General features: G+C 34.4%; 19 protein-coding genes. 10 read left to right on the forward strand and 9 right to left on the reverse strand.

Annotated features, from left to right (window positions below; genetic code table 11):
- The first annotated feature begins 74 nt into the window (after positions 1 to 74).
- The 3 genes from dnaN (at position 75) to ku (ending at position 3,117) form a co-directional block, all read left to right on the forward strand.
- Positions 75 to 1,193 carry a DNA polymerase III subunit beta gene (gene dnaN / locus K6T82_RS22705; protein ID WP_111283020.1) on the forward strand — a complete coding sequence of 373 codons (1,119 nt, stop codon included), beginning with the start codon at positions 75 to 77 and terminating at the stop codon, positions 1,191 to 1,193.
- Positions 1,194 to 1,594: 401 nt separating this feature from the next.
- Positions 1,595 to 2,224 (forward strand): DsbA family oxidoreductase, encoded by a 630-nt coding sequence (locus K6T82_RS22710; protein ID WP_223711054.1) that lies wholly within the window; start codon positions 1,595 to 1,597, stop codon positions 2,222 to 2,224.
- Between the two features lie 113 nt (positions 2,225 to 2,337).
- Positions 2,338 to 3,117: a non-homologous end joining protein Ku gene (gene ku / locus K6T82_RS22715; protein ID WP_223711056.1), complete on the forward strand. Its 780-nt coding sequence runs from the start codon at positions 2,338 to 2,340 to the stop codon at positions 3,115 to 3,117.
- Position 3,118: 1 nt separating this feature from the next.
- Here ku and ligD read toward each other — a convergent pair whose 3' ends face one another.
- Positions 3,119 to 5,665 (reverse strand): DNA ligase D, encoded by a 2,547-nt coding sequence (ligD, locus tag K6T82_RS22720; protein ID WP_223711058.1) that lies wholly within the window; start codon positions 5,663 to 5,665, stop codon positions 3,119 to 3,121.
- Between the two features lie 167 nt (positions 5,666 to 5,832).
- Positions 5,833 to 5,964 (reverse strand): hypothetical protein, encoded by a 132-nt coding sequence (locus K6T82_RS24550; protein ID WP_255596598.1) that lies wholly within the window; start codon positions 5,962 to 5,964, stop codon positions 5,833 to 5,835.
- Positions 5,965 to 6,167: 203 nt separating this feature from the next.
- Between K6T82_RS24550 and K6T82_RS22725 the strand changes: the two genes are divergently transcribed.
- The 6 genes from K6T82_RS22725 to pdeM all read left to right on the forward strand — a co-directional run bounded on the left by K6T82_RS22725 (position 6,168) and on the right by pdeM (position 12,746).
- Complete coding sequence (locus tag K6T82_RS22725) at positions 6,168 to 6,491, forward strand: hypothetical protein (protein WP_223711060.1); 324 nt, start codon at positions 6,168 to 6,170, stop codon at positions 6,489 to 6,491.
- 17 nt (positions 6,492 to 6,508) lie between these two features.
- Positions 6,509 to 6,895: a YidH family protein gene (locus K6T82_RS22730; RefSeq protein WP_223711062.1), complete on the forward strand. Its 387-nt coding sequence runs from the start codon at positions 6,509 to 6,511 to the stop codon at positions 6,893 to 6,895.
- Positions 6,896 to 6,916: 21 nt separating this feature from the next.
- Entirely contained in the window at positions 6,917 to 7,921 is a 1,005-nt protein-coding gene (locus K6T82_RS22735; protein ID WP_223711065.1) for a ligase-associated DNA damage response exonuclease, read from the forward strand.
- A 121-nt stretch (positions 7,922 to 8,042) separates the two neighbouring features.
- Entirely contained in the window at positions 8,043 to 9,644 is a 1,602-nt protein-coding gene (locus K6T82_RS22740) for an ATP-dependent DNA ligase (RefSeq protein ID WP_223711067.1), read from the forward strand.
- Entirely contained in the window at positions 9,645 to 12,104 is a 2,460-nt protein-coding gene (locus K6T82_RS22745) for a ligase-associated DNA damage response DEXH box helicase (RefSeq protein WP_223711070.1), read from the forward strand. It abuts the gene before it with no gap.
- A gap of 6 nt (positions 12,105 to 12,110) precedes the next feature.
- Positions 12,111 to 12,746, forward strand: coding sequence for a ligase-associated DNA damage response endonuclease PdeM (gene pdeM, locus K6T82_RS22750; protein ID WP_223711072.1), 636 nt, complete (start codon positions 12,111 to 12,113; stop codon positions 12,744 to 12,746).
- Between the two features lie 216 nt (positions 12,747 to 12,962).
- Here the strand turns inward: pdeM and K6T82_RS22755 are convergent, their stop codons facing one another.
- The 7 genes from K6T82_RS22755 to K6T82_RS22785 form a co-directional block, all read right to left on the reverse strand.
- Positions 12,963 to 14,093: an efflux RND transporter periplasmic adaptor subunit gene (locus K6T82_RS22755; protein WP_223711074.1), complete on the reverse strand. Its 1,131-nt coding sequence runs from the start codon at positions 14,091 to 14,093 to the stop codon at positions 12,963 to 12,965.
- 1 nt (position 14,094) lies between these two features.
- The gene (locus K6T82_RS22760) at positions 14,095 to 18,471 is read right to left on the reverse strand and encodes a CusA/CzcA family heavy metal efflux RND transporter (RefSeq protein WP_223711076.1); all 4,377 of its coding nucleotides are present in this window, start codon (positions 18,469 to 18,471) and stop codon (positions 14,095 to 14,097) included.
- A gap of 76 nt (positions 18,472 to 18,547) precedes the next feature.
- Complete coding sequence (locus K6T82_RS22765; protein ID WP_223711078.1) at positions 18,548 to 18,925, reverse strand: hypothetical protein; 378 nt, start codon at positions 18,923 to 18,925, stop codon at positions 18,548 to 18,550.
- 144 nt (positions 18,926 to 19,069) lie between these two features.
- Positions 19,070 to 19,612: a hypothetical protein gene (locus K6T82_RS22770; protein WP_223711080.1), complete on the reverse strand. Its 543-nt coding sequence runs from the start codon at positions 19,610 to 19,612 to the stop codon at positions 19,070 to 19,072.
- A 17-nt stretch (positions 19,613 to 19,629) separates the two neighbouring features.
- A complete protein-coding gene (locus K6T82_RS22775) occupies positions 19,630 to 20,007 on the reverse strand; it encodes a hypothetical protein (protein WP_223711082.1) in 378 nt (125 codons plus the stop codon).
- 121 nt (positions 20,008 to 20,128) lie between these two features.
- Complete coding sequence (locus tag K6T82_RS22780; RefSeq protein ID WP_223711085.1) at positions 20,129 to 20,596, reverse strand: hypothetical protein; 468 nt, start codon at positions 20,594 to 20,596, stop codon at positions 20,129 to 20,131.
- Positions 20,597 to 20,600: 4 nt separating this feature from the next.
- Positions 20,601 to 21,065: a hypothetical protein gene (locus tag K6T82_RS22785; RefSeq protein WP_223711087.1), complete on the reverse strand. Its 465-nt coding sequence runs from the start codon at positions 21,063 to 21,065 to the stop codon at positions 20,601 to 20,603.
- 246 nt (positions 21,066 to 21,311) lie between these two features.
- Between K6T82_RS22785 and K6T82_RS22790 the strand changes: the two genes are divergently transcribed.
- Entirely contained in the window at positions 21,312 to 23,330 is a 2,019-nt protein-coding gene (locus K6T82_RS22790; protein WP_223711089.1) for a sensor histidine kinase, read from the forward strand.

A 23,330-nucleotide genomic window follows, 5' to 3' on the forward strand; every position in this document is an offset into this window, starting at 1 on the left:
TTAAGATATATTTGTAATCCGTATATTTAGCCCTTTATTTGCTAAAAGATCCATCAAAAAATAAAATAAAACAGATGAAATTTATAGTATCGAGTTCGTACTTATTAAAACAATTACAAGTTTTAGGTAGTGTAATCAATAGCAACAATACGTTGCCAATTTTAGACAACTTTTTATTTGAACTAAACAATAATGAGTTGACAGTTTCGGCTTCAGATCTTGAAACGACTATGTCGGCTACATTATCGATCGATTCTACAAGTAAAGGAAGCGTAGCAGTACCTGCAAAACTTTTGCTTGAAATTTTAAAAACATTTCCAGAACAGCCTTTAACTTTCACTGTAGAAGATAATAATACAGTAGAAATTAGCTCAAATTCTGGTAAATATGCTTTAGCTTACGCTGCAGGAGAAGAATTCCCTAAAGCAGTAAGTCTTGAAGATCCGTCTGTAACGCTTGTTCCTGCAGAAGTTTTAGCAACTGCAGTAAGTAAAACTATTTTTGCAGCTGGAAACGACGATTTACGTCCGGTAATGTCTGGGGTTTTCTTCCAGTTTTCACCAGAAGGATTAATCTTCGTAGCGACTGATGCTCATAAATTGGTAAAATATGCTCGTACAGATGTAAAAGCATCTCAAGTGGCAGATTTTATCATGCCTAAAAAACCTTTAAACATTTTAAAAAGCATTTTAGGAAGTTCTGATGCAGAAGTTAAAATTGAATACAACGATTCAAATGCAACTTTCTCATTTGACAATTATATCTTAATGTGTCGTTTAATCGATGGAAAATACCCAAACTACGAAGCGGTAATTCCAAAAGAAAATCCAAACAAATTAATGATTGACCGTTCTTTATTTTTAAGTTCTGTTCGTCGTGTTGCGATTTTCTCTAACAAAACAACGCACCAAATTCGTTTGAAAATTGCTGGAGCTGAATTAAACGTTTCGGCAGAAGACATCGATTACTCAAACAAAGCAGAAGAAAGATTGACTTGTGATTACCAAGGAGATGATCTTCAAATTGGTTTCAACTCTCGTTTCTTAACAGAGATGTTGACTAATTTACAATCTGATATGATTATGCTTGAAATGTCATTACCTAACAGAGCTGGAATCTTAACTCCAGTCGATGGTTTAGAAGAGGGCGAAACCGTTACTATGTTGGTAATGCCTGTCATGTTAAATAGTTAACATCAAAGTTTCTTTTTGTTACAGGGATATTTTTTAGTTTAACATTAAAGATATATCATTGTAAAAAAAAAATATCGCTATTAACCAACCATTTTTTATACCTAGAAACCGCAATTCCTATAAAGAGTTGCGGTTTTTTATTTTCGTTTTATTTTGTTTCAGGTTTTTGTTTGTTTCAGGTTTCAAGTTGATATACTTTGTGTTGATTTAACCGCAAAGAACGCTAAGTTTTTTTGTTTTTGAGTACGTAGTAAAAACGCAAAGTTCGCAAAGCTTTGAAAATAAAACTTTGCGAACTTTGCGTAAACCTTAGCGTTCTTTGCGGTTAAATCAGCATAATCCAAAAACTTGAAACCTGAAACAAACAAAAACCTGAAACAAATTTTCCGTATCTTTACGATATGAAAATAGAAATTTGGTCGGACATCATGTGTCCGTTTTGTTATATCGGAAAAAGACAATTGGAAACTGCACTTTCAGTATTTCCTAATAATGATTTTGAAATTGAATGGAAAAGCTTCCAACTTGACCCCACAATTACTGCACAACCTGATACCGACGTTTATACGTTTTTAGCAGAAAGAAAAGGCATGTCTATTGAACAATCTAAAGAAATGCACAAAGGCGTTGCAGAACGTGCTAAAAGTGTTGGTTTAGATTATAACTTTGACAAAGCTGTTATTTCCAATTCTTTAAACGCGCATAGAATCATTCAATTGGCCAAAACCAAAAATATGGGCGATCGAATGGAAGAAATTTTCTTTAAAGCCTATTTTACTGATGGCCAGGATTTAAACAACGGCCTTACTTTAATAAAATTAGGCATTCAGGCAGGACTGACTGAAAATGAGGTTAGAGAAGTTTTAGAAAGCGATGATTTATTTCTAAAAGAAGTTCAGGCTGACATTAAAGAAGCGGAAGCAATTGGTGTGCAAGGTGTTCCTTTTTTTGTATTTGACAGAAAATATGCCGTTTCTGGAGCACAGCCAATCGAAACTTTTGTAAACACAATTCAAGAAGTTCTGAAATAAGATCGTTCTCTTTCAATTTTTTAAGATTGAGATTTTGTAACTTTTACAAAATGCTTTGTAATTGAATCTGTTTTGTTATCTATAACTTTATTTTCATTTAAAAAAATAGTGTTATGAGATCAATATGGACAGGTTCAATCAGTTTCGGATTGATTAATATTCCGATAAAAATTTTTTCTGCAGTTCAGGAAAGTTCCTTAGATATGGATATGCTGGATAAAGACGATCACAGCAATATTAAATTTAAAAGAGTAAACGAAACTACAGGTAAGGAAGTTGCTTTTGCAAACATTGTAAAAGGATATAAAGTTGAAGACAAATATGTGATTTTGGAAGATGAAGATTTCGAAGCTGCCGATGCTGAGAAAACCAAAACGATCGACATATTAAACTTTACTCTAGAAAAAGAAATAGACAGTTTATACTACGAACAACCTTATTATTTGGAACCGGATAAAGGCGCTGCAAATGCTTACGCTTTACTTAGAGACGCAATGGCATCAACCGGGAAAGTAGGTGTGACTAGTTTTGTACTTCGAAATAGAGAAGCGCTTGCCATCTTAAAACCTTATAAAAATGTTATCGTTTTAAATCGAATTCGATTTGAACAGGAAATTAGGGATACGAGTGAACTTAAACTTCCTGCTGTTTCTAAAACGAAACTGAAAGAAGTCGACATGGCAAATAAATTGGTAGAACAATTAACCGAACCCTTTGATATTTCGAAATATAAAGACGAATACACCGCCAAACTTTTAAAAATTATAAAAGACAAAGCCAAAGGCAAAAAACAGGCTGCTCCAAAACTTAAAGTTGTTCACAAACAATCTGACGATTTAATGAGCATGCTAAAAGCGAGTTTGGAAAATAAAAAGAAGAAGAAATCTTCTTAACCTAAATTGTTTGCGTTTTTTTCAAAATCGCTTTCATATCAATTCCTTTTCCGATCACAGGCGCCCATAAATCGCCTTTTTTCTCAAAACGTTTCAAAACATTTTTGATGGTAAACTGTTGTGGTGTCAACTTATCATCGACTTCGCTCCACTCTAACGGAGTCGAAACGGTTGCACCTGGTTTTGGACGCACGGAATACGGCGCTGCCAACGTCTGTCCTTTTCTATTTTGTAAATAATCAATATAGATTTTACCATTTCGCTTTTTAATAGAACGTTCTAAACTTGTTGAATCTGGTAATTTCTGATGTACTTCATGTGCGAGAATTTCGGCAAATATCTTAACTGTATCGTAGTCATATTTCCCGTCAAGCGGAATATAAACGTGCAATCCAGAAGCTCCAGACGTTTTACAATAACATGGTGCATCAAAACCATTCATTACTTCTTTTACAGCCAAAGCTACTTTTACCACTTCTTTAAAATCATCTTCTGAAGGATCAATATCGATTACAACCCAATCCGGATTGTCAATTCTTTTTATAGTTGAATTCCACGGATTAATATCGATGCAACCCAAATTTGCCATATACAACAAGGTAGCTTTGTCATTGCAAATCAGATAATCAATATCGGCATTGTTGGATTCTGAAAAGATTTTTTTCGTCTTAAGCCAATCGGGAATTTTATCTTCATCAACGTCTTTTTGGTAAAAGCTCGGCCCATTAATTCCGTTTGGAAAACGATTCATAGATTGTGGACGGTCTTTTAAATACGGAAGAATCAAATCTGAAACTTCATTGTAATAATTTACAATTTCCCCTTTTGTAATTTGATCATCAGGAAAATAGATTTTATTCTGATTCGTAAGATGAAGTGTTACTTTACCAAGTTTCAAATCATAATCCTTCTCGCTTTTGTCTGTATTTTGTATTTCTTTTTTCATTGGAGTTTTCTTTTTGGTTGCAATTTCCTTCTCCGGTTTTACGATATCTCTTGAAAAAACGACATCTTTCGCATTTTTATCTGAACGAAGTCCCAAATAAACAGGCTGTCTCAAATGATTGTCTTGCGTCCATTCGGCAAATTTCACCTGACAGACAAATTTGGGTTTGATCCATTGAATTTTATCTCTCAAAGCAGGTTTTTCGTCAAGCGGACTTTCATCAACAAAATATGGACTAAATTTTTCGTACAATTCTTTTAAAGTCGTCTGCGTAAATCCAGTTCCGCATTTCCCTATAAATTTTAATGTACTGTTTTCATATTGACCTAACAATAAAGCACCAAAATGTTCTCTAGAATTTCGAGGTTCAGTAATTCCGATAATTATCGCTTCTTCAGCCTGAGAGATTTTTATTTTCAGCCAATCTTTTGATCTTCTATCTGCTGCGTAAGAGCCCGAAGCTCTTTTTGCAATAATGCCCTCGCTTTTTTTCTTTAACGCCTGATCAAAAAAATTAATTCCTTTTTCCTGAATATGTTCCGAATAAAACACATTCGTAAACTTATATTTTTCTAAAAGCATTTTGAGCAATTCTTTTCTTTCTAGTAACGAAAGTTTCGTAATATCATTCCCATCGAGATTCAAAATATCGAAAACATAATATTTTAATTTTCCTTTTCCGGTTTTCAAATAATTTTGCAACAATTGAAAATCTGAACGACCTGACTTTTCTTCTACAACCACTTCCCCATCCAAAACGACATTATGATCAATCTTTTCTAAATCTTCTGCAATTATTTTGAAATTAGATGTAAATGAAATTTTATTTCTACTAAATAACTCAACATCATGATCATTGCAAACCGCAATAGTTCTATAACCATCAAATTTGTTTTCAAAAACCCAGTCTTCATCATCAAAAGGTTTATCGCTTAAACTTGCCAACATTGGTTTTATAAAAGCTATGGGCTTATTTTTTTTAACAGCATTCTTTGTTGGACTTACTTTTTTATTAACAGCATCCAGGTTATTTTCTTTCTCCAAAGATTCTAAGGTTCGTCTCGAAATAACCGATTTATTTTTTAGCGTAACATCCTTTTTATCAGAATGTTGATCTTCTTTTTTAATCAAAAGCCAGGCATTGTCCTCTTTTCCTTTCAGTTTGACTAACGAAAAATTACCTTTCAGTTTTTTTCCTTTTAAGATAATTCTCAAATGCCCTTTTTTCAAATCAGCTAACAATTGTTTTTCGGGAGTAAGATTGCTTTCTTCTGCAGGTTCATAAGTTCCATTATCCCAGACAATCACATTTCCTGCTCCATAATTTCCCTTAGGAATATTTCCTTCAAAGTCTTTGTAACTATACGGGTGATCTTCTACCATCATCGCCAAACGTTTATCATCAGGATTTAAAGAAGGTCCTTTCGGCACCGCCCAGCTTTTCAAGACACCATCCATTTCTAAACGAAAATCATAATGAAGATGAGAAGCCGCGTGTTTCTGTACAACAAATATTAATTTGCTCTCAGATCGGGAAACTTTCCCGTGTGGTTCTTTCGTTTCTTTGAAATTCCTTTTCTGATTATATTTAGTAAGCGACATATTTTCAGATATTTATTAAAACATAAAGCTAGAAATAATCGTAAAAAATGAGTTACACAATTTCTGTCTGATCTTATAGGATTAGGGATTTAAAAACCTAAAAGCGTGCTGTTTACAGTTAAACAGCACGCTTTTATTATTTAGTTTTTATAATTAACTAAAAAAAATTAATGACCAGCTCTACCTTTTGAATCTGTTGATTTTGTAGTAGTGCTTTTTCCTCTAGAACCAGAAGTTGATTTTTGAGTTTTTCCAGAATCTTTCATTCCAGATTTCGAATCTTTTCTTGAAGTTTCCATAATGTTTAATTTTTAAATAATTAATGCATTACAAAGTTGCAAAATACGTAATGGGTTATTTTACAGAATTAAATTTGATTTTTATAGAATGAGAACTACATGAATCATGTAAGATTAAAATCAAATCCTATAATCTTTTTAAAGCACTAATTATCAAATTTGTATATATAAGTTGAAAAATTATTAATTTTAAAACAGCAGCTATGAAAACGAATTTCGAAAACCGATACACTGCAGAATTAAATGATTTTAAATGCAGCCGACCAGATCATATTGACACCGCTCACGAAAATGAAGATATTGATCAGGAATTTACAAGTGGACAAAATGATGACACCAATCATAAAAATCAATACCATTATTTTTCTGAAGATGATTGTTACGAAATCATAGAAAGCGGATTAAATACTGCTGAAGATAATACTCCTTTTTCAACTTATGATGAAGCAAATCCGTACGACAGTTACAATTTGGATCATGAAGATGACAAATATAATTGTCCGCCATACAGAAATTTTGATTATTAAAAAAACTTAGAAAATTTATGTCGCCAAAGAATGATCAGGAAATTATGAACGAATACTTGTCTAATGAAAGAACTTTATTAGCATGGCTTCGCACGGGAATTGGAATAATGGTTTTTGGATTTGTCGCAGTAAAATTTTCATTGTTTCTGCAACAACTTCCTGTAGAGTACTTAGCTGAAACCGTTGCTCCTCAAACTAATTTCACTATTTATCTTGGAATTGGATTATTAATTACGGGCGCATTAACAATTCTACTCTCCTATTTGAGATATAGACATACTATTAAATTGCTGAAAGACGGGAAATATCAATACTCAACAGCAACATTGACTTTCATAACAATGTTACTTTTTGTATTGAGCATTTCATTAATTGCTTATTTAATAATTGCGTCAAACAAATAATTCTCTATTTAATTAAAAAAAATGAATGTACCCTTATTGCAATTTAATGATAAAGGCATTTACTGTCAGCAGGCAGATGTTTACCTTGATCCGTGGCGTCCTGTAAAGAATGCTATTATTACGCATGGGCATTCTGATCATTCCAGATGGGGACATCAAAACTATATCACACATCATACAAATGTTCCAATTATACGATATCGTTTAGGCGAAATCAATGTTACAGGTAAAGATTGGAATGAAACTTTTACCATAAATGGAGTGAAATTCTCTCTTCATCCTGCGGGACATATTATTGGTTCAGCACAAATTCGAGTAGAATACAAAGGCGAAATTTGGGTTTTTACTGGCGATTATAAAACCGAAGATGACGGAATTTCTGTTCCTTACGAAGTCGTAAAATGTCATTCTTTTATAACCGAATGCACCTTCGGACTTCCTGCTTTTAATTGGGAATCGCAAAAAGATGTCATGACCGAAATAAATAATTGGTGGGTGGAAAATAAAGCTGAAGGCAAAACCTCTATTCTCTTTGGGTATTCGTTAGGAAAAGCACAACGCTTATTAAAATATTTGGATCCAAGTATCGGAACAATTTATACTCACGGCGCAATAGAAAATATGACGAATGTCGTTCGTCCATTAATTGATTTGCCACCAACAATTAGAGTTACTACAGAAACAAAAAAAGAAGATTTATTAGGAAACATTGTTCTCGCACCGCCAAGCGCACACGGAAGCACTTGGATTAGAAGAATGACACCTTTCGTAACTGCAACCGCAAGCGGCTGGATGGCTTTTAGAGGCGCGCGAAGAAGACGTGCCGTTGACCGCGGATTTGTAATCAGCGATCATTGTGATTGGACGGGACTGTTAGAAAGCATCAAAGCAACAGGAGCAGAAAAAGTAATCTGTACACACGGATATTCCAATATCTTTTCAAAATATCTCCGCGAATTAGGCTACGACGCCAGAACTGCACACACACAATATGAAGGAGAAACGAATGATAATGATGAGGGGTAAAAAGTTTCATGTTTCATGTTTCATGTTTCATGTTTCATGTTTCATGTTTCATGTTTCAAGTTCTAAAACCATTCAACCATCAACTATCAACTATCAACTATCAACCATCAACCAAAATCAAATGAAAAACTTTGCCGAGCTTATAAAAACCTTAGATAGTTCTAATAAAACATCGGTAAAAGTGGATGCGTTGACTCAATATTTCCAAAAAGCAAGTGATGAAGATAAAGTTTGGACGATTGCCATACTTTCGCACCGACGACCACCTCGACCAGTAAATACTACTTTATTGCGTTTATGGGCAAATGAATTGGCTAATATTCCGCTTTGGTTGTTTGAAGAAAGTTATCATATTGTGGGAGATTTGGCCGAAACAATTGCACTTGTTATTCCGACCACAAAAGAACATTCTGATAAGAGTTTAACCGAATTTCTTCAAGAAATTATCGCTTTAAAAAAGAAAGATGATTTTGAAAAAAAGGAATATCTGCAAACCAATTGGCTGAATCTAAATTATTATGAACGATTTGTTTTTACTAAATTAATTACAGGAAGTTTCAGGATTGGTTTGAGTCAAAAGTTAATGACAAGAGCGCTTTCTAAAGCAGAAAATATTGACGAAGATACTTTGGCTTATAAATTAATGGGCGATTGGAATCCGAATACGATTACGTTTCAGGAATTGGTTTTGGATGAAAGAAGCAGTGATTATTTGTCCAAACCTTATCCGTTTTATTTGGCTTATCCAATTGAAGGCGAATTGGAAAATTTAGGAAATCCAGAAGATTGGAGCGCCGAACATAAATGGGACGGCATTCGTTCTCAAACCATTATTCGGGATAATGAAATTTACGTTTGGAGTCGTGGCGAAGAATTGGTAACCGATAAATATCCGGAATTTAATTCGTTCATCGGAATTATTCCAAACGGAACCGTTATTGACGGTGAAATTCTTCCCTTCATAGAAAATGAAATCGGAACTTTTAATGATTTACAAACGAGAATTGGTCGAAAAAATGTTTCTGCTTCTGTTTTAAAGAAAACGCCAGTCATTATAAAAGCTTATGATTTATTAGAGTGGCAGGGAAATGATATTCGAAATCTTCCTTATGAGGAACGTCGTACTTTATTAGAAGAATTATTTACCAGTTTGTTAGGAAAAGAAATTCCGTTGCAACTTTCGGAAAGAATTACTTTTTCAAGCTGGGAAGAAATCACACAAGAAAGATTGAAATCCCGCGAAATGAAAAGCGAAGGTTTGATGTTTAAACGAAAAAACTCTCCTTATCTCGTTGGAAGAAAAAAAGGCGATTGGTGGAAATGGAAAATTGAACCTTTAACCATAGATGCAGTCCTCACCTACGCCATGCGCGGTCACGGAAGAAGGTCTAATCTGTTTACCGATTACACTTTTGCCCTTTGGCAGGAAAACGAAAACAATGAACGTGAACTCGTCACTTTCGCGAAAGCGTATTCTGGCTTAACCGATGCCGAATTCAGAATGGTGGATGATTTCATTAAAAAAAATACTTTAGAGAGATTTGGCCCAGTTAGAAGCGTGACACCAAAATTGGTATTCGAAATTGGTTTTGAAGGCATTTCACTTTCTAAAAGACATAAAAGTGGCGTTGCAACCCGTTTTCCACGAATTTTAAGATGGCGTCACGATAAAAAAATTGAAGATGCCAATTCGATTGAAGATTTAAAAAATATGATTATATAAATGAACAGAGAGCAGTTATTTACAATCGCCAGCAATTGGTTTGAAAGTCAGGGATGGAAACCTTTTCCGTTTCAGACGCAGACTTGGACTGCTTTTCTGCAAGGAAAAAATGGTTTATTGAATGCTCCGACTGGAAGCGGAAAGACGTACGCGCTTTGGCTTCCGATTATTTTGAATTACATCAAAGAAAATCCGAATTATAAAACTAAACATAATGCAGGTTTAAAAGCCATTTGGATTACGCCACTTCGTTCTTTATCTGTCGAAATCAAACAAGCGGCAGAAAGAGTTCTAAATGATTTAGAAATTCCGATGACCGTTGGAATTCGTACAGGAGACACTTCTGCGGCAGAAAGAGCCAAACAAAAAGGCAAAATGCCCGATTTGCTGATTACAACTCCAGAAAGTCTGCAATTGCTTTTGGCTTCAAAAGGTTACGCAAATACTTTTAAAAACTGTACTGCAATTGTTATTGACGAATGGCACGAATTACTTGGAACCAAACGTGGCGTTCAAATAGAATTGGGTTTATCCAGATTAAAAACTATTGCTAAAAATCTACGCATTTGGGGAATCTCAGCAACAATTGGAAATCTACAACAAGCGCAAGAAGTTTTGCTCGGAATTGATTCTGAAGCTTATAATAATTCGTTTTTAATAAAAGCGGTAATCCACAAAAAAATAAAGGTCGTTTCTGTTCTTCCAGAAAAAATGGATACTTATCCGTGGCGCGGACATATGGGCTTGCATTTGATCGATGAAGCGGCCAAAATTGTAAAAGCCAGTAAAACGACTTTAATTTTCCTGAATGTTCGTTCGGCCTGCGAAATCTGGTACCAAAGATTATTAGAAAAATATCCTGAATTTGCAGGTGAAATGGCCATGCATCATGGAAGTATAGACCGTGAAACCAGACTTTGGGTTGAAAACGCCATTAGAAATGAAGAATTAAAAGTCGTAGTTTGTACTTCGAGTTTAGATTTAGGTGTCGACTTTGCTCCTGTCGAATCGATAATTCAGGTGGGCGGTCCAAAAGGTGTTGCTCGTTTTATGCAGCGTGCTGGACGAAGCGGACATCAACCGGGAAAAGAAAGTGTGATTTATTTCCTCGCCACGCATGCGATTGAATTGATAGAAGCTTCAGCTCTCAAAAAAGCGGTCGAACATAGTGTCATCGAAGATCGTGTTCCGTATTTGAATAGTTGGGATGTTTTGGTACAATACCTCAACACTTTAGCGGTTTCCGATGGATTTTATCCTGACGAAATTTTCAAGGAAATTAAAGGAACTTTTAGTTATCAAACTATAACTAAAGAAAACTGGAACTGGATTCTGAATTTTATTACCAATGGAAGTCAGAGTTTACAAGCCTACGATGAATTCAAAAAAGTAGAAGTTGACGAAAATGGCTGTTATAAAATCAATAGTAGAATGATCGCGATGCATCACAGAATGCAAATCGGAACCATTGTTGGCGATGCCGTTATGAATGTAAAATTTCTGAGTGGCGGTTATATCGGTACAATTGAAGAATGGTTTATTTCGAAACTAAAACCAGGTGATACTTTTATTTTTGCTGGAAAAAAACTGGAGTTATTCAAAATCAGGAATATGCAGGTTTTGGTAAAAAAAGCGAGTCCGAAGAAAGAATCGAAAATTGCAAGTTGGATGGGCGGACGCTTGGCTTTGTCTTCGCAAATGAGCGAATTGCTACGTCAGGAATTGTATCGCGCCAATACCGATAATCTTTCCCCGGAACTAAAAGCATTACAACCTTTATTTCAAAGACAAAGAAAAGAATCGATTGTTCCAAGTTCGGATGAATTTTTAATTGAAACTTTTAAAACGAGAGAAGGTTATCATGCCATTTTTTATCCTTTTGAAGGTCGTTTTGTACATGAAGCTTTGGCAAGTTTATTGGCTTTTAGAATTAGCTTATTGCAATCCATTACTTTTTCATTAGCTTATAATGATTATGGATTTGAATTACTTTCAGATCAGGAAATTGATATTGAAGCAGTTTTAGATAATAATTTATTTTCAACCGAATATGTACATCATGATTTGCAGAAAAGTCTGAATTCGACCGAAATGGCACGCAGAAAGTTTAGAGATATCGCCGTAATTGCTGGATTGGTTTTTACTGGATTTCCTGGAAAAATGGTTAAAACAAAACATCTCCAAAGCGGTTCTCAATTATTATTTGAAGTTTTTAGGGATTTTGAACCCGACAACTTATTATTGCAACAAGCGTATCGAGAAACATTTGAACATCAATTGGAAGAAGGTCGTTTGATCATGGCTTTGGAACGAATTGCCAGTCAAAATATTGTTTGGAAACAATGCTTAAAACCAACACCTTTTAGTTTTCCGATTATTACCGATCGATTACGAGAAAAATTGTCAAGCGAAACTTTGGCAGAAAGAATTCAGAAAATGACGGCTTCTTACATGAAATAATACTTTATGAACATTCAAATACAAAACCAAAACTTCGTACTTCATTCAAGCGGCGCTTTATTTTGGGAAGAAAAAAAAATCGTCATTATTTCTGATGTACATCTAGGAAAAGTAACTCATTTTAGAAAACACGGAATTGCGATTCCGCAAAATGCTATTTCAGAAAATTTCAAAAAAATTACCGACGTTTTAGAATATTTTGAACCTGAAAAAATTATCTTTTTAGGAGATTTATTTCACAGCGCAAAAAATTCAGAATGGGATTTGTTTGAAGAATGGATTTCGAATCATAATCAGGAAACTTATTTAATTGCAGGAAATCACGATATAATTGATCAGAAACATTATTATGAAATCGGAATTCTTGTTGTCGATATTCTTGAAATAGACGGATTTTTTTTCACACATCATCCAACCGAAATGGATGGTTTATTCAATTTTTCCGGACATATTCATCCGGGAATAATCTTGCGTGGTTTGGGAATGCAGAGTTTAAAACTTCGTTGTTTTTTTCATAAACCCAATCAAATGATTTTGCCTGCATTTGGCGAATTTACAGGAAAATTTATTTTAAAACCTGAAGAAAATCATCAAGTTTATGCGATTGCAGGGAATGAAGTAATTTTAATTAATAAAAAATAATTTGAATTGCCTACAGCTTTAGCTGTAGGAGTTAAATGATTCGCAATACAAAGGGCTTTAGCCAAATCGTATTTTGGCTAAAGCCCTTTAAAGTGTTAAATTTTTAATCCCCCAGCTAAAGCTGGAGGCAATTCAATTAAAAAATATTTTTATAAAGCAAAAACCCAGTAAAATTCATTTTACTGGGTTTTTCTTAATCCTTTTTAATGAAAAAACTTATTGTTCATCATTATTCATTGCGGACATTAAAAGTGTGTAAGCATTCTTAATCACAACTTTTGAAGAACTGGAAATAGCATCAGAAGTAATTTGTGTAAAACCTTCATTTTTAACTCCCGATTTTACTTCTGTCATTTGGAATTGATTGTTTCCAATATCTGTAAACACATAAAATTTACCTTGCCAACGTACAACAGCATCTTCTGGAACCGTCAATGCTTTCTGGTTTTCTACTTCAACTTCTGCATTCACAAAAAGTCCTGGTAAAAGTGCCGAATTGTAAGCGTTTACATGACAGATAATTTCTGCCGCTCGGTCTCCGTTAAGACTTTGATTGATAAACGAAATTTTTGCCGCATACTTTTTATTGTCTGATGCATTTGTGTACGCCATAACCGTTTGTCCAATCGAAAGTGACGTAACATCTTTTTCAAATGCATTTAAAGTCAGAACAATATCTTTTTTATCAATCAATTCAAAAAGCATATCCGTCGGATTTACATATTTTCCGATGTTGACATTGACTTTAGAAACCAAACCATTAATTGGCGAAATCACTCGAATGGTTTTACTGATATTTCCAACATTTAAGGTTTTAGCATTAATTCCTAAAAGATTTAATTTTTGTTCTAAAGAAGACATTGTAATACGCTGTGTTCTCATTTCGGTTGTAATTTGTTCCAAAACTTTATCACTTGCCGCTTTATTCGCATTCAGTTCTTTTTGTCTTCTATGTTCATTTTGAGCGAGTTCGAACTTTTCTTTCGCCATTAGATAGTTTTGCTGTAATTCTATAAACTGCATATCTTCTAAAACAGCCAAAACTTGTCCTTTCTGTACATTCATTCCCGCAATCAAATTGGTACTTTTTACATAACCTCCCAAAGGAACACTGATACTGATAACACTTTTCGGCGGAACCGTAACCGTTCCTTGAAGCTGTAAAATCTCTTTCACATTTTTCGCAGTTGGATTTCCGCTTTCTAAACCGGCATTTTTAATTTGTTCGTTGCTGAGTTTTATAATATTAATATTCTTAACCTCAGACGTTTTATTCTCTTCGTTTTTCTTATTTCCGCAAGAAATCAGGAAAATAGCGCTTATAAACGCTGCAATATATTTTTTCATTTTAAATATTATTAAGATTTTGAAGTGTTACAACTGCTCTGTTGTAAGCATTTAGTGCATCCAGATATTCGCTTTTAATTGTAATGGCTTGATTGACAACCAAAACCCATTGCAGATAATCGATATCTCCATTTTGTAGTTGACTACTTGAAGCTTCGATGATCGTTTGAGCATTTTTTAATCCGTCTTTTTCGTAATACTCCAAACTTTCCTGATATTTTTTCAGTTCTCTGTCGGCATTTTCAATATTGGTTTTCACTTCAATTTTTGCTGCTTCAGAAAGTTCGACATAACTTTCGTATTCTGCTTTTGCTGCTCTTTTCTTTTCAGACTGACTGGTAAAGAAAACCGGAATTGTCAAACCTGCATTTACATAATTAAAACGTTGACCACTTCCGTAATAAACATCTTGGCCTGAAGCATCAGTTTGATTTCCTATGATACTCAGATTGTTATAACCTAAAGTAATTTCAGGAAGCATTTTAGCGCTTTCGGTTTTCCATCTCCATTTTGCCGCTTCCGACTCGAATTGCGAACGCTGTACCGCAGGAAGGTTCTCTGCTTTTACATTTTCGATAGACGAACGATTTAAAACCGCTTTTAAATTCATCTTTTTTGGAGTGTACTCGACTTTATCTTGAAGAATTGAGTTGAAAGAATTCAAAGCTATTTCGATATCACGATTCACCATTACCAGTTGATTGCTGTAGAATTGTCTTGCAGATTGCGAAGCACTTTTTTCTAAAACATTGGCTTCTCCGGCTTTAAACCTTAAATCTGATTTTTTCTCCATAATTCTGTAGATTGAATCCGCATAAACTAGAAGTTCTTTTTTGCTATTCAGCCATAAATAATCGTAGTAAATATTGCTAACGCGGGTTTTGATTTCTTGTGAAGTCAATTGCACTTCTGTTTTAGCTTTATTGAAGTCGGCTTTTAAAGCTTTTTTCTGATTGCTGTAAACAGTTGGAAAAGCAAATGTCTGGCTAATTCCAAATCGTGTATCGTTCTTTGCGCTGTTAAACTGACCGTAATCGGCATCTATTTGCGTTTGCGGAATAGTATAAGCCGATTTCTGTAAATAACTTTTAGATTGTTCATTCAACTTAGCCGACTTAACAGTTCGGTTATTCTGAATCGCAATTGAAATGGATTCGTCAAGCGAAATTGGTAATTCTTGCGCTGTTGCCATATTACCAATAAAAAGGAAACTCAATAAAATGGTTAAATTATTCATGTGCTTTTTTTTCTTTTTTCTAAAACCTTTAGCATGATACGTCATCAAATAAATCGCAGGAAGCACAAAAAGCGTTAAAAGAGTTGCAGTTACCAATCCGCCGATAACGACAGTTGCTAACGGGCGTTGCACCTCTGCTCCTGCTCCATTACTCAAGGCCATCGGAAGAAATCCTAATGAAGCTACAGCAGCCGTCATCAAGACAGGACGTAATCTGTTTTTTGTTCCTAGAAGAATAATATCAAAAGGATCGGTTATTTCTCCTTGTTTCTGAATTCGATTGAACTCGGATATCAAAACAATTCCGTTTAAAACAGCTACTCCGAAAAGCGCTATAAAGCCGACTCCTGCTGAAATACTAAATGGCATATCTCTTAATCCTAAAGCAAATACGCCTCCAATTGCTGATAACGGAATTGCCGTAAAAATGATAATTCCTTCCTTAAATGATCGGAAAGCAAAGTACAACAAAGCAAAAATCATTAATAAAGCCGCTGGAACAGCAACTCCCAATCTTGCTTTTGCTTGTTGCAGATTTTCAAAAGCACCTCCGTACGTAATGTAATAACCTGGATCAAATTTGATTTGTTGATTAACCTTTTGCTGTAATTCTTCTACAATCGACTGAACATCTCTGCCTCTAACGTTGAATCCTACAATGATTCTTCTTTTGGCATTTTCACGCTGAATCTGGTTTGGACCTTCTACTTCGTCTACTTTTGCCACCTGATAAAGCGGAATCTGCATTCCGGAAGGCGTTGCAATCAGAAGATTTCGAACATCTTCAATACCTTTTCTACCGTTATCTTCTACACGAATTACCATGTCGAAACGTTTTTCACCTTCGTAAATACTTCCGGCAACTGCTCCAGCAAACGCAGCATTAATGGTTCTGTTGATATCTGCTACACGCAAACTGTATTTCGCCATTTCTGCCCAATTGTAATCAATTACGATCTGTGGCATTCCGGTTACTTTTTCTACGTATAAATCGGCTGCACCTTCTACTGTTTTAGAGATTGCACCTAACTTTTCAGCATATTCAGAAAGCTTTTGAAGATCTTCTCCGTAAATTTTACAAACCAAATCTTGTTTCGCTCCTGTCATCAATTCGTTAAAACGCATTTGAACTGGAAACTGAAATCCAGTTGTAACTCCTGGGGCAATTCGTTTCACGGTTTTCGTCATTTTATCTGCCAATTCAGGAAACGAAGAAGCGCTGGTCCATTCTGATTTGTCCTTTAAAACAATAATCATATCTCCACCTTCGATTGGCATTGGATCGGTTGGAATTTCAGCACTCCCAATTCTGGAAACCACTTGCTGTACTTCTGGGTAATCTTTCTTTAATTCTCTTGAAATTTTCTCGATTGTTGCAGTTGTGGTAGAAAGGTTTGTTCCTAACAACAATCGTGTTTCTACAGCAAAATCTCCTTCTTCTAATTGCGGAATAAACTCTCCTCCCATTCTTCCAAACAAAACCACAGCGATTCCAAAAAGTACAAATGCAGAAATTACAATTGACTTTCTGAACCCTAAAGCTTTAGTCAACCAACCTTCATAAGCATTTTCCAATCTTGCCATTACGCGATCAGAAAAGTTCTTTTTATGACTGATTTTTTTACTTAGAAATAAAGCGCTGACCATTGGAACATAAGTCAATGATAAAATGAAAGCTCCTAAAATGGCAAATGCAACAGTTTGCGCCATTGGTTTGAACATTTTTCCTTCAATTCCTTGAAGAGAAAGAATTGGCAAGTACACAATTAAAATGATAATTTGTCCGAAAACGGCAGCATTCATCATACGTGCGGCCGAACCTGTAACTTCTTTATCCATTTCATCTTGCGAAATGTCACTTACCGTTTGGTATTTTTTAGCGCTGTGAAGATGATGCAGAATAGCTTCTACAATAATTACGGCTCCGTCTACAATTAATCCGAAATCTAAAGCTCCGAGACTCATTAAGTTTCCGCTTACGCCGAAAGTATTCATCATAATAATGGCAAAAAGCATGGCTAGCGGAATAACAGAAGCAACGATAAAACCAGCTCTAAGATTTCCTAAAAATAAAACCAGAATCAGAACAACGATTAAAGCACCTTCAATTAAGTTCTTTTCAACCGTTCCAATGGCATTGTCCACCATTTTTGTTCTATCAAGAAATGGTTCAATTTTTAAACCTTCAGGAAGAATCTTTTCAATTTCAGCGATTTTGTCTTTTACATTTACGATGACATTATTCGCATTTTCGCCTTTCAGCATCATCACAATTCCGCCTACAGATTCTCCATATTCGTCTGTGGTCAATGCGCCGTAACGAATGGCAGAAGAAATTTTGACGTTTGCAACGTCTTTAACTAAAATCGGAAGTCCGCCTTGTGTGCTTTTAACAACAATATTTTCAATATCCTGAATACTTTTTGCCAAACCTGTACTTCTTATATAAGAAACCGTTGGTCCTTTTTCGATGTAAGCTCCACCTGTATTTTCGTTGCTATTATTTAAAGCCGTAAAAACTTCACTTATCGTCAAGTTTTGCGCTTTTAATCTAGCTGGATTTACAGCGATTTCATACTGTTTTAGTTTTCCACCAAAAGTCGAAACATCTGCGATTCCCTGAGTTCCCAAAAGCTGTCTTCTGATCGTCCAATCCTGAATGGTTCTCAAATCTTCTAGAGAATATTTTTCTTCGTAGCCTTTTACAGGTTTTAAAACATATTGGTAGATTTCTCCCAAACCGGTTGTTACTGGAGCCATTTCTGGCGCATTGGCATTTCGGTCTATTTCGACTTGCTGGAGCCTCTCTGTAATTTGCTGACGTGCCCAATACACATCGGCATCATCTTCAAAAACAACACTTACCAGCGAAAGTCCGAAACGCGAAATACTTCTACTTTCTTTCAAATGCGGAATATTACTAATCGCTTGCTCGATCGGAAAAGTAATTAATCTCTCTACATCTTCTGCACCAAGAGAAGGCGCTGTAGTAATAATTTGTACCTGATTATTGGTGATGTCCGGCACGGCATCAATTGGTAATTGCGTAACCTCGTACACACCGTAGACGATCCACAGCAGTGTAAAGATTCCAATTGCCAGTTTGTTCTTAACTGAGAACTGAATTACTTTATTAAGCATATTGTATTAATTAAAAAATAATAAATGAGCGACCAAAACGAAACGTCTTAGCCACAGCAAAAAATTTAAAAATTAATTATGCTATTGGAGGTCTAAAAAGAGAAAGCAGATTCGGATCTGAAAAAAGATCGGATCTGTAAGTTGGAATTTTTGATTGTGGTAAATCCGGATTAAAAGGTACCGGAAGCAAATCTTTGTCGTCTAAAATAAAGACAAAGTGTGCAGAACTATTATTGATGGTTTTAAATGGAAGCTGCATATCGCGGTCTCCATCATTGTCATTTAGATCTTCTCCCCAATAATGCATCGATAAAAAATCTACAAAACTAACACCTTGAAGTTTTTGATGTTCCTTAAAATGTTCAATCAGTATCGGCAGTTTATAGAACTGCTGTACAAAACTACTGTTTGAAGCTATTAGAAAGATGAATATGTAGACAATTAGTTTTCGCACGGCGCAAATTTAACTTAAATTCTATAAAACTGCATCATTTTTATTGTTGTAAAGATTCTCTTTTAACAATTTAAAAATATAAGAAGAGGTAACATTGCACAAAAAAACGAGTTAAAATCAACTCGAATTCAACTCGTTTTTTGTTTAGAATCTTTTGTATTCTACTCCGTTCGCATCTGCGTATGGAAGTAGTAAATTCATAACTTTTGATTGCTTTTGATCTAATATCACGCCTTTTGTCTCGTCAAGTTTTTTGGCAGCATAATCGATTTCTTCGTCGCTTTTGCCATCATCGATCATCTTGGCAATAATCATGAAATCTTTGCTTTGAATTTCATCCACATATTCAAACAATTCGATTCCGGCTTCTACGACTGGTTTTGCATCTTCGGTCGGATTTAAACTTTTTATTCTTCGAATATCTTCTTTAAAAGTATCAGAATAAGCATATTGAACAACCTCAACACAACTTGCTTTTTTCATTGTTTTTCCGTCATCGGATGGTAATCGTAGCGTTCCATCTGCTTTATGCTGGCGAAATTCCTTAAAAACTCTCCTAAAACTAATCGGAATTTTATTGGTATTTAATCCTATAATATTAAAAACATAATCGGGAGTATCATGTATGAAATTACAAGAAACGATTGAAAATATCAAAACAAAAAGTAAACCGACTTTAATTTTCATAAATATATTTTGAATATTTAATTACTTCGCTTTAGGTAAACGGCCTCAATTAATTTATCAATTTTAGCCAAAACCTCTTTTTCGTATTCATCTTGTCTTCTATTGCTTTTTTTTCCAGAGCCAAAAAATTCGCTAATCCTATGATTTTTAACAAACTGACTCTTCTTAGCACCGAGAGCATAGTGCCAGCTTCCCATTTCTGATTGAACAAAAATGACAGCTTCACTTATTTTCATAATTTGTTTCTCTGAGTATAACGGACTTTTTACAGAAATCGTATCATTCACTGTATCAAATACATACCTAATTTTTGTACTAACCTGAATATCAAACCCATTATGTAATAAAAAATATACTAAAAGGATACAAATTCCCCATTTTAAGGCTTCTTCCAAATAATTTTGAAAAAAGAAAAGCGCTATAAATCCAATCAGTGTGAAAACAAAATAATATCGGGATTGCTTTAATGAGGATCTTTTAGGATAAAACGAAAAAGAAGTTGCACTTTCTTCTATGTTATATCTTTCTCGAATGTTCATTCAATTCTATAATATCATTAATTTCATTCATTAATATCTGCATCGATTTTGTGGTAAATCCTTGTGCAATTCCTGTGCATTTTTCTTTATTGTCTTTTCTATAATAAAGATTTAAAGAAACGTTTGTAGTAATCAGATTCTGTTTTACTTTGACCAATTCAAAATTTATAAAATCTGTTATTGGAATTTGAACAGGTTTATTGATTAAACCGTTTTTGATTACAAATTCTCTTCGATCCATATCAATACTGAAACTCTGCTGAAAAATAGAAATCAGACACAAAACTGTCAATACCCCGAAAATCCATATCATTGCAGTGTTTTTGATATAAATTCCGCCAATCGTAAAAGCGGCCATTCCTGCCACTACAACCAAACCAAAACCATATTGTGTTTTCATAACATATTGGTTTTCATTTTTCGTGAATTTTCTAAATTCATTCATATCTCTAGTCAATTTTAACGCCATCGATAATAAGAGTATCACAAAGAAGTGAAATGTAGGCACTGGTATAATCAGCGGTAAGCTGGTCACTCAAAGAATCAATTCTTCCTTTAGTAAAATCAAGTTTCCTGGTCGGCTGTTTACCGTAAGTATCGGTCATCGTAATCTGACCATCGATTCCGGCTTTGTTTTTCATAAAAGCCGACAGCAAAGCGATATCTTGTTTTTCAAAATCAAGAGAGAAATAATAATTGTTTTTAACTTCTGGTTTCTCTACCCCATCTTTTCCTGTTACATTATTTACAGATTTTGTAAAAGAAAAAGTTGCCGATCTTAAAGTGCTTTTTATCTCTTTGTTTGCATCTTTTACAGAGATTTCAATTTTGATACGTTTTTCTTCTTGTCCATATGTCAAAGTAGACACAAAAAGAAAGACCATCAATAGTAATGTAAAAAAATTCTTATTCATGATTTAAGGTTTTTAAAAATAATTTATAACAACAAGATTACTACTAAGATCATCTTACAACAATTCGAAATTGGTAAATGGATGTTTTAGATTTTTATTTGGTATTTCTTTCGTTATATTAGGAAATCGTGCTTTTTTATAGCTTTAAAAACCTTGTATTCAAAGGGTTTTATCTGTAAAATTCAATCCTTATTTTTTTGGTCAGTCTATTTTCAATTTGTAATTTGGCTATTATAACAACTTTACATGCACGAAAAAACTACTTTTAATCTTATTAAAATCCACAAATCGAAATGGCTATTTTGCTTCTTAATTTTGTGCATTACAAATTTAAAAGCGCAGCAAATTTCTTCTATCGAAAAAATAGCCGCTTATGGATATTCTAAACGTTTTTCGGATTCTTCTGCTAGTAAAAAAATGCAACAGCAGGCATTGGAGTTAGCAAAAAAAAGAAAAAACATAGACGACGAGGTAATTTGTTATTCTTATTTAGCGCTTACACAAAGACGTTTATTGCATATAAAAGAATTTACCCGTTATGCTGATACCGCTTTTATTTTAGCTGAAAAAACAAATAAAATCAGAGTAAAAGCATTTGCCACGCTGGCTATGGGAGCCCTAAAATCATATATCGATGACAAACCGCAGGCTCTCGATTATCTTTTAAAATCTTACAGTTTATTCTCAAAAATAAAAGCTCACGATCAATGTGCTAAAATTGCCGCAGACATATCGTATTTGTTCTCTCCTGCATCTCCAGAAAAAGTACAGAAATATGCTCAGGAAGCAATGGAGCATGCCGCAAAAGCGCGTGACGCCGAAAGTCAATTGTATGCTAGACTGGCTTATGGCGGATATTTAACCGATAAATTAGAATCTGGTTATTCTAATGAATGGGAAAACACTTTAGATTTTCTGAAAAACACAGTCATTATTGCAGAGAAAAAATCGTTTGACATCATCAGTAAAAGTAATATTGGAATTGCTTATGTAAATCTTGCGGATCTTTACTCAAGAGGCCCGAAACCAATCAACGAAGAGGCTTTGCTTCAAAATTTAGGAAAAGCGACTGACATTGCCAAAAAATACAATATCAAGATTATTTACAGAAGTTCTATTGGACTTCAGGGTATGTATTACAGCGAAAAAGGCGATTACGCAAAAGCCGAAATGCTTTTCATTGAAGGAATTAAATATCAGCTCAGTCTTCCTTATACAGATAATTATCTTTTGGCTACTTTTTACAATTGCCTGAAAGAAGTTGCTGTAAAAAGAAATGATTACGAGGCCTATTATTCTTATGATACTTTATACACCAAATACAATCAGTTAAAATATAACGAAACGACCCAAAAACTTTTACAGAACGCAGATGCGAGGTTCGAGTCTTCCAAGAAAATGGAACGAATAAAACAGCTCGAACTCGAAAATGAACTAGAGCAGCAAAACAAACTTTTAGGATACGGAATTGCGGGCGTTTTGTTGATCGGATTGGTATTTATGTTCCGTTCTTACTATTTCAGACAACGTTATTATTTAAAACGGGAAGAAATTTTAAAACAAGAACAAACCAATAGCGAATTAAAGGTTCAGTTAATGGAAAAAGAAACTATTGAAAACCTTGCAGCAAGGCTTTCTTTAGAAAGAAGATTATTGCGTTCGCAAATGGATCCGCATTTTATTTTTAATGCTTTAGGAAATATTCAAAGCATGATTTTGCAAAAAGATACGATTCCAGCGGTTTCTTATCTCAATAAATTCGCCAAACTCACCCGTCAGATTTTGGAACAATCCCGTCAGGAACTCATTGCATTACATGAAGAAGTGGAGACTTTAAAAAATTATATCGAATTACAGCAACTGCGTCTTAATAATAGTTTTGAATATGCTATTGTTTGCGACGAATCTGTTGATGATGATATTTTGATTCCCCCCTTATTAATTCAACCTTTTATTGAGAATGCTGTTGAACACGGATTGAAACCGAAATCTAAAGAAGAAAAAGGAATGTTGCAAATCAATTTTACACAACAAACCGATCAAAAAAACCTGATTTGCACCATAAAAGATAATGGTATCGGATTGACCGCTTCCAGAAAATTAAAAACAAAAGAAAACCATCAATCTTTATCGACGACGATTACTCATGAAAGATTGTCCAAAATGCAAAAAGATCATCCTTACGCCGGATTTAAAGTTTTAGAACGCGAATCTGAAAACGGAAAAACAGGTTGCATTGTTATTATTAACATTCCAATATCGTAA

The organism is Flavobacterium potami, from assembly GCF_020026915.1.
In the GTDB taxonomy this organism is placed as follows: Bacteria; Bacteroidota; Bacteroidia; order Flavobacteriales; family Flavobacteriaceae; genus Flavobacterium; species Flavobacterium potami.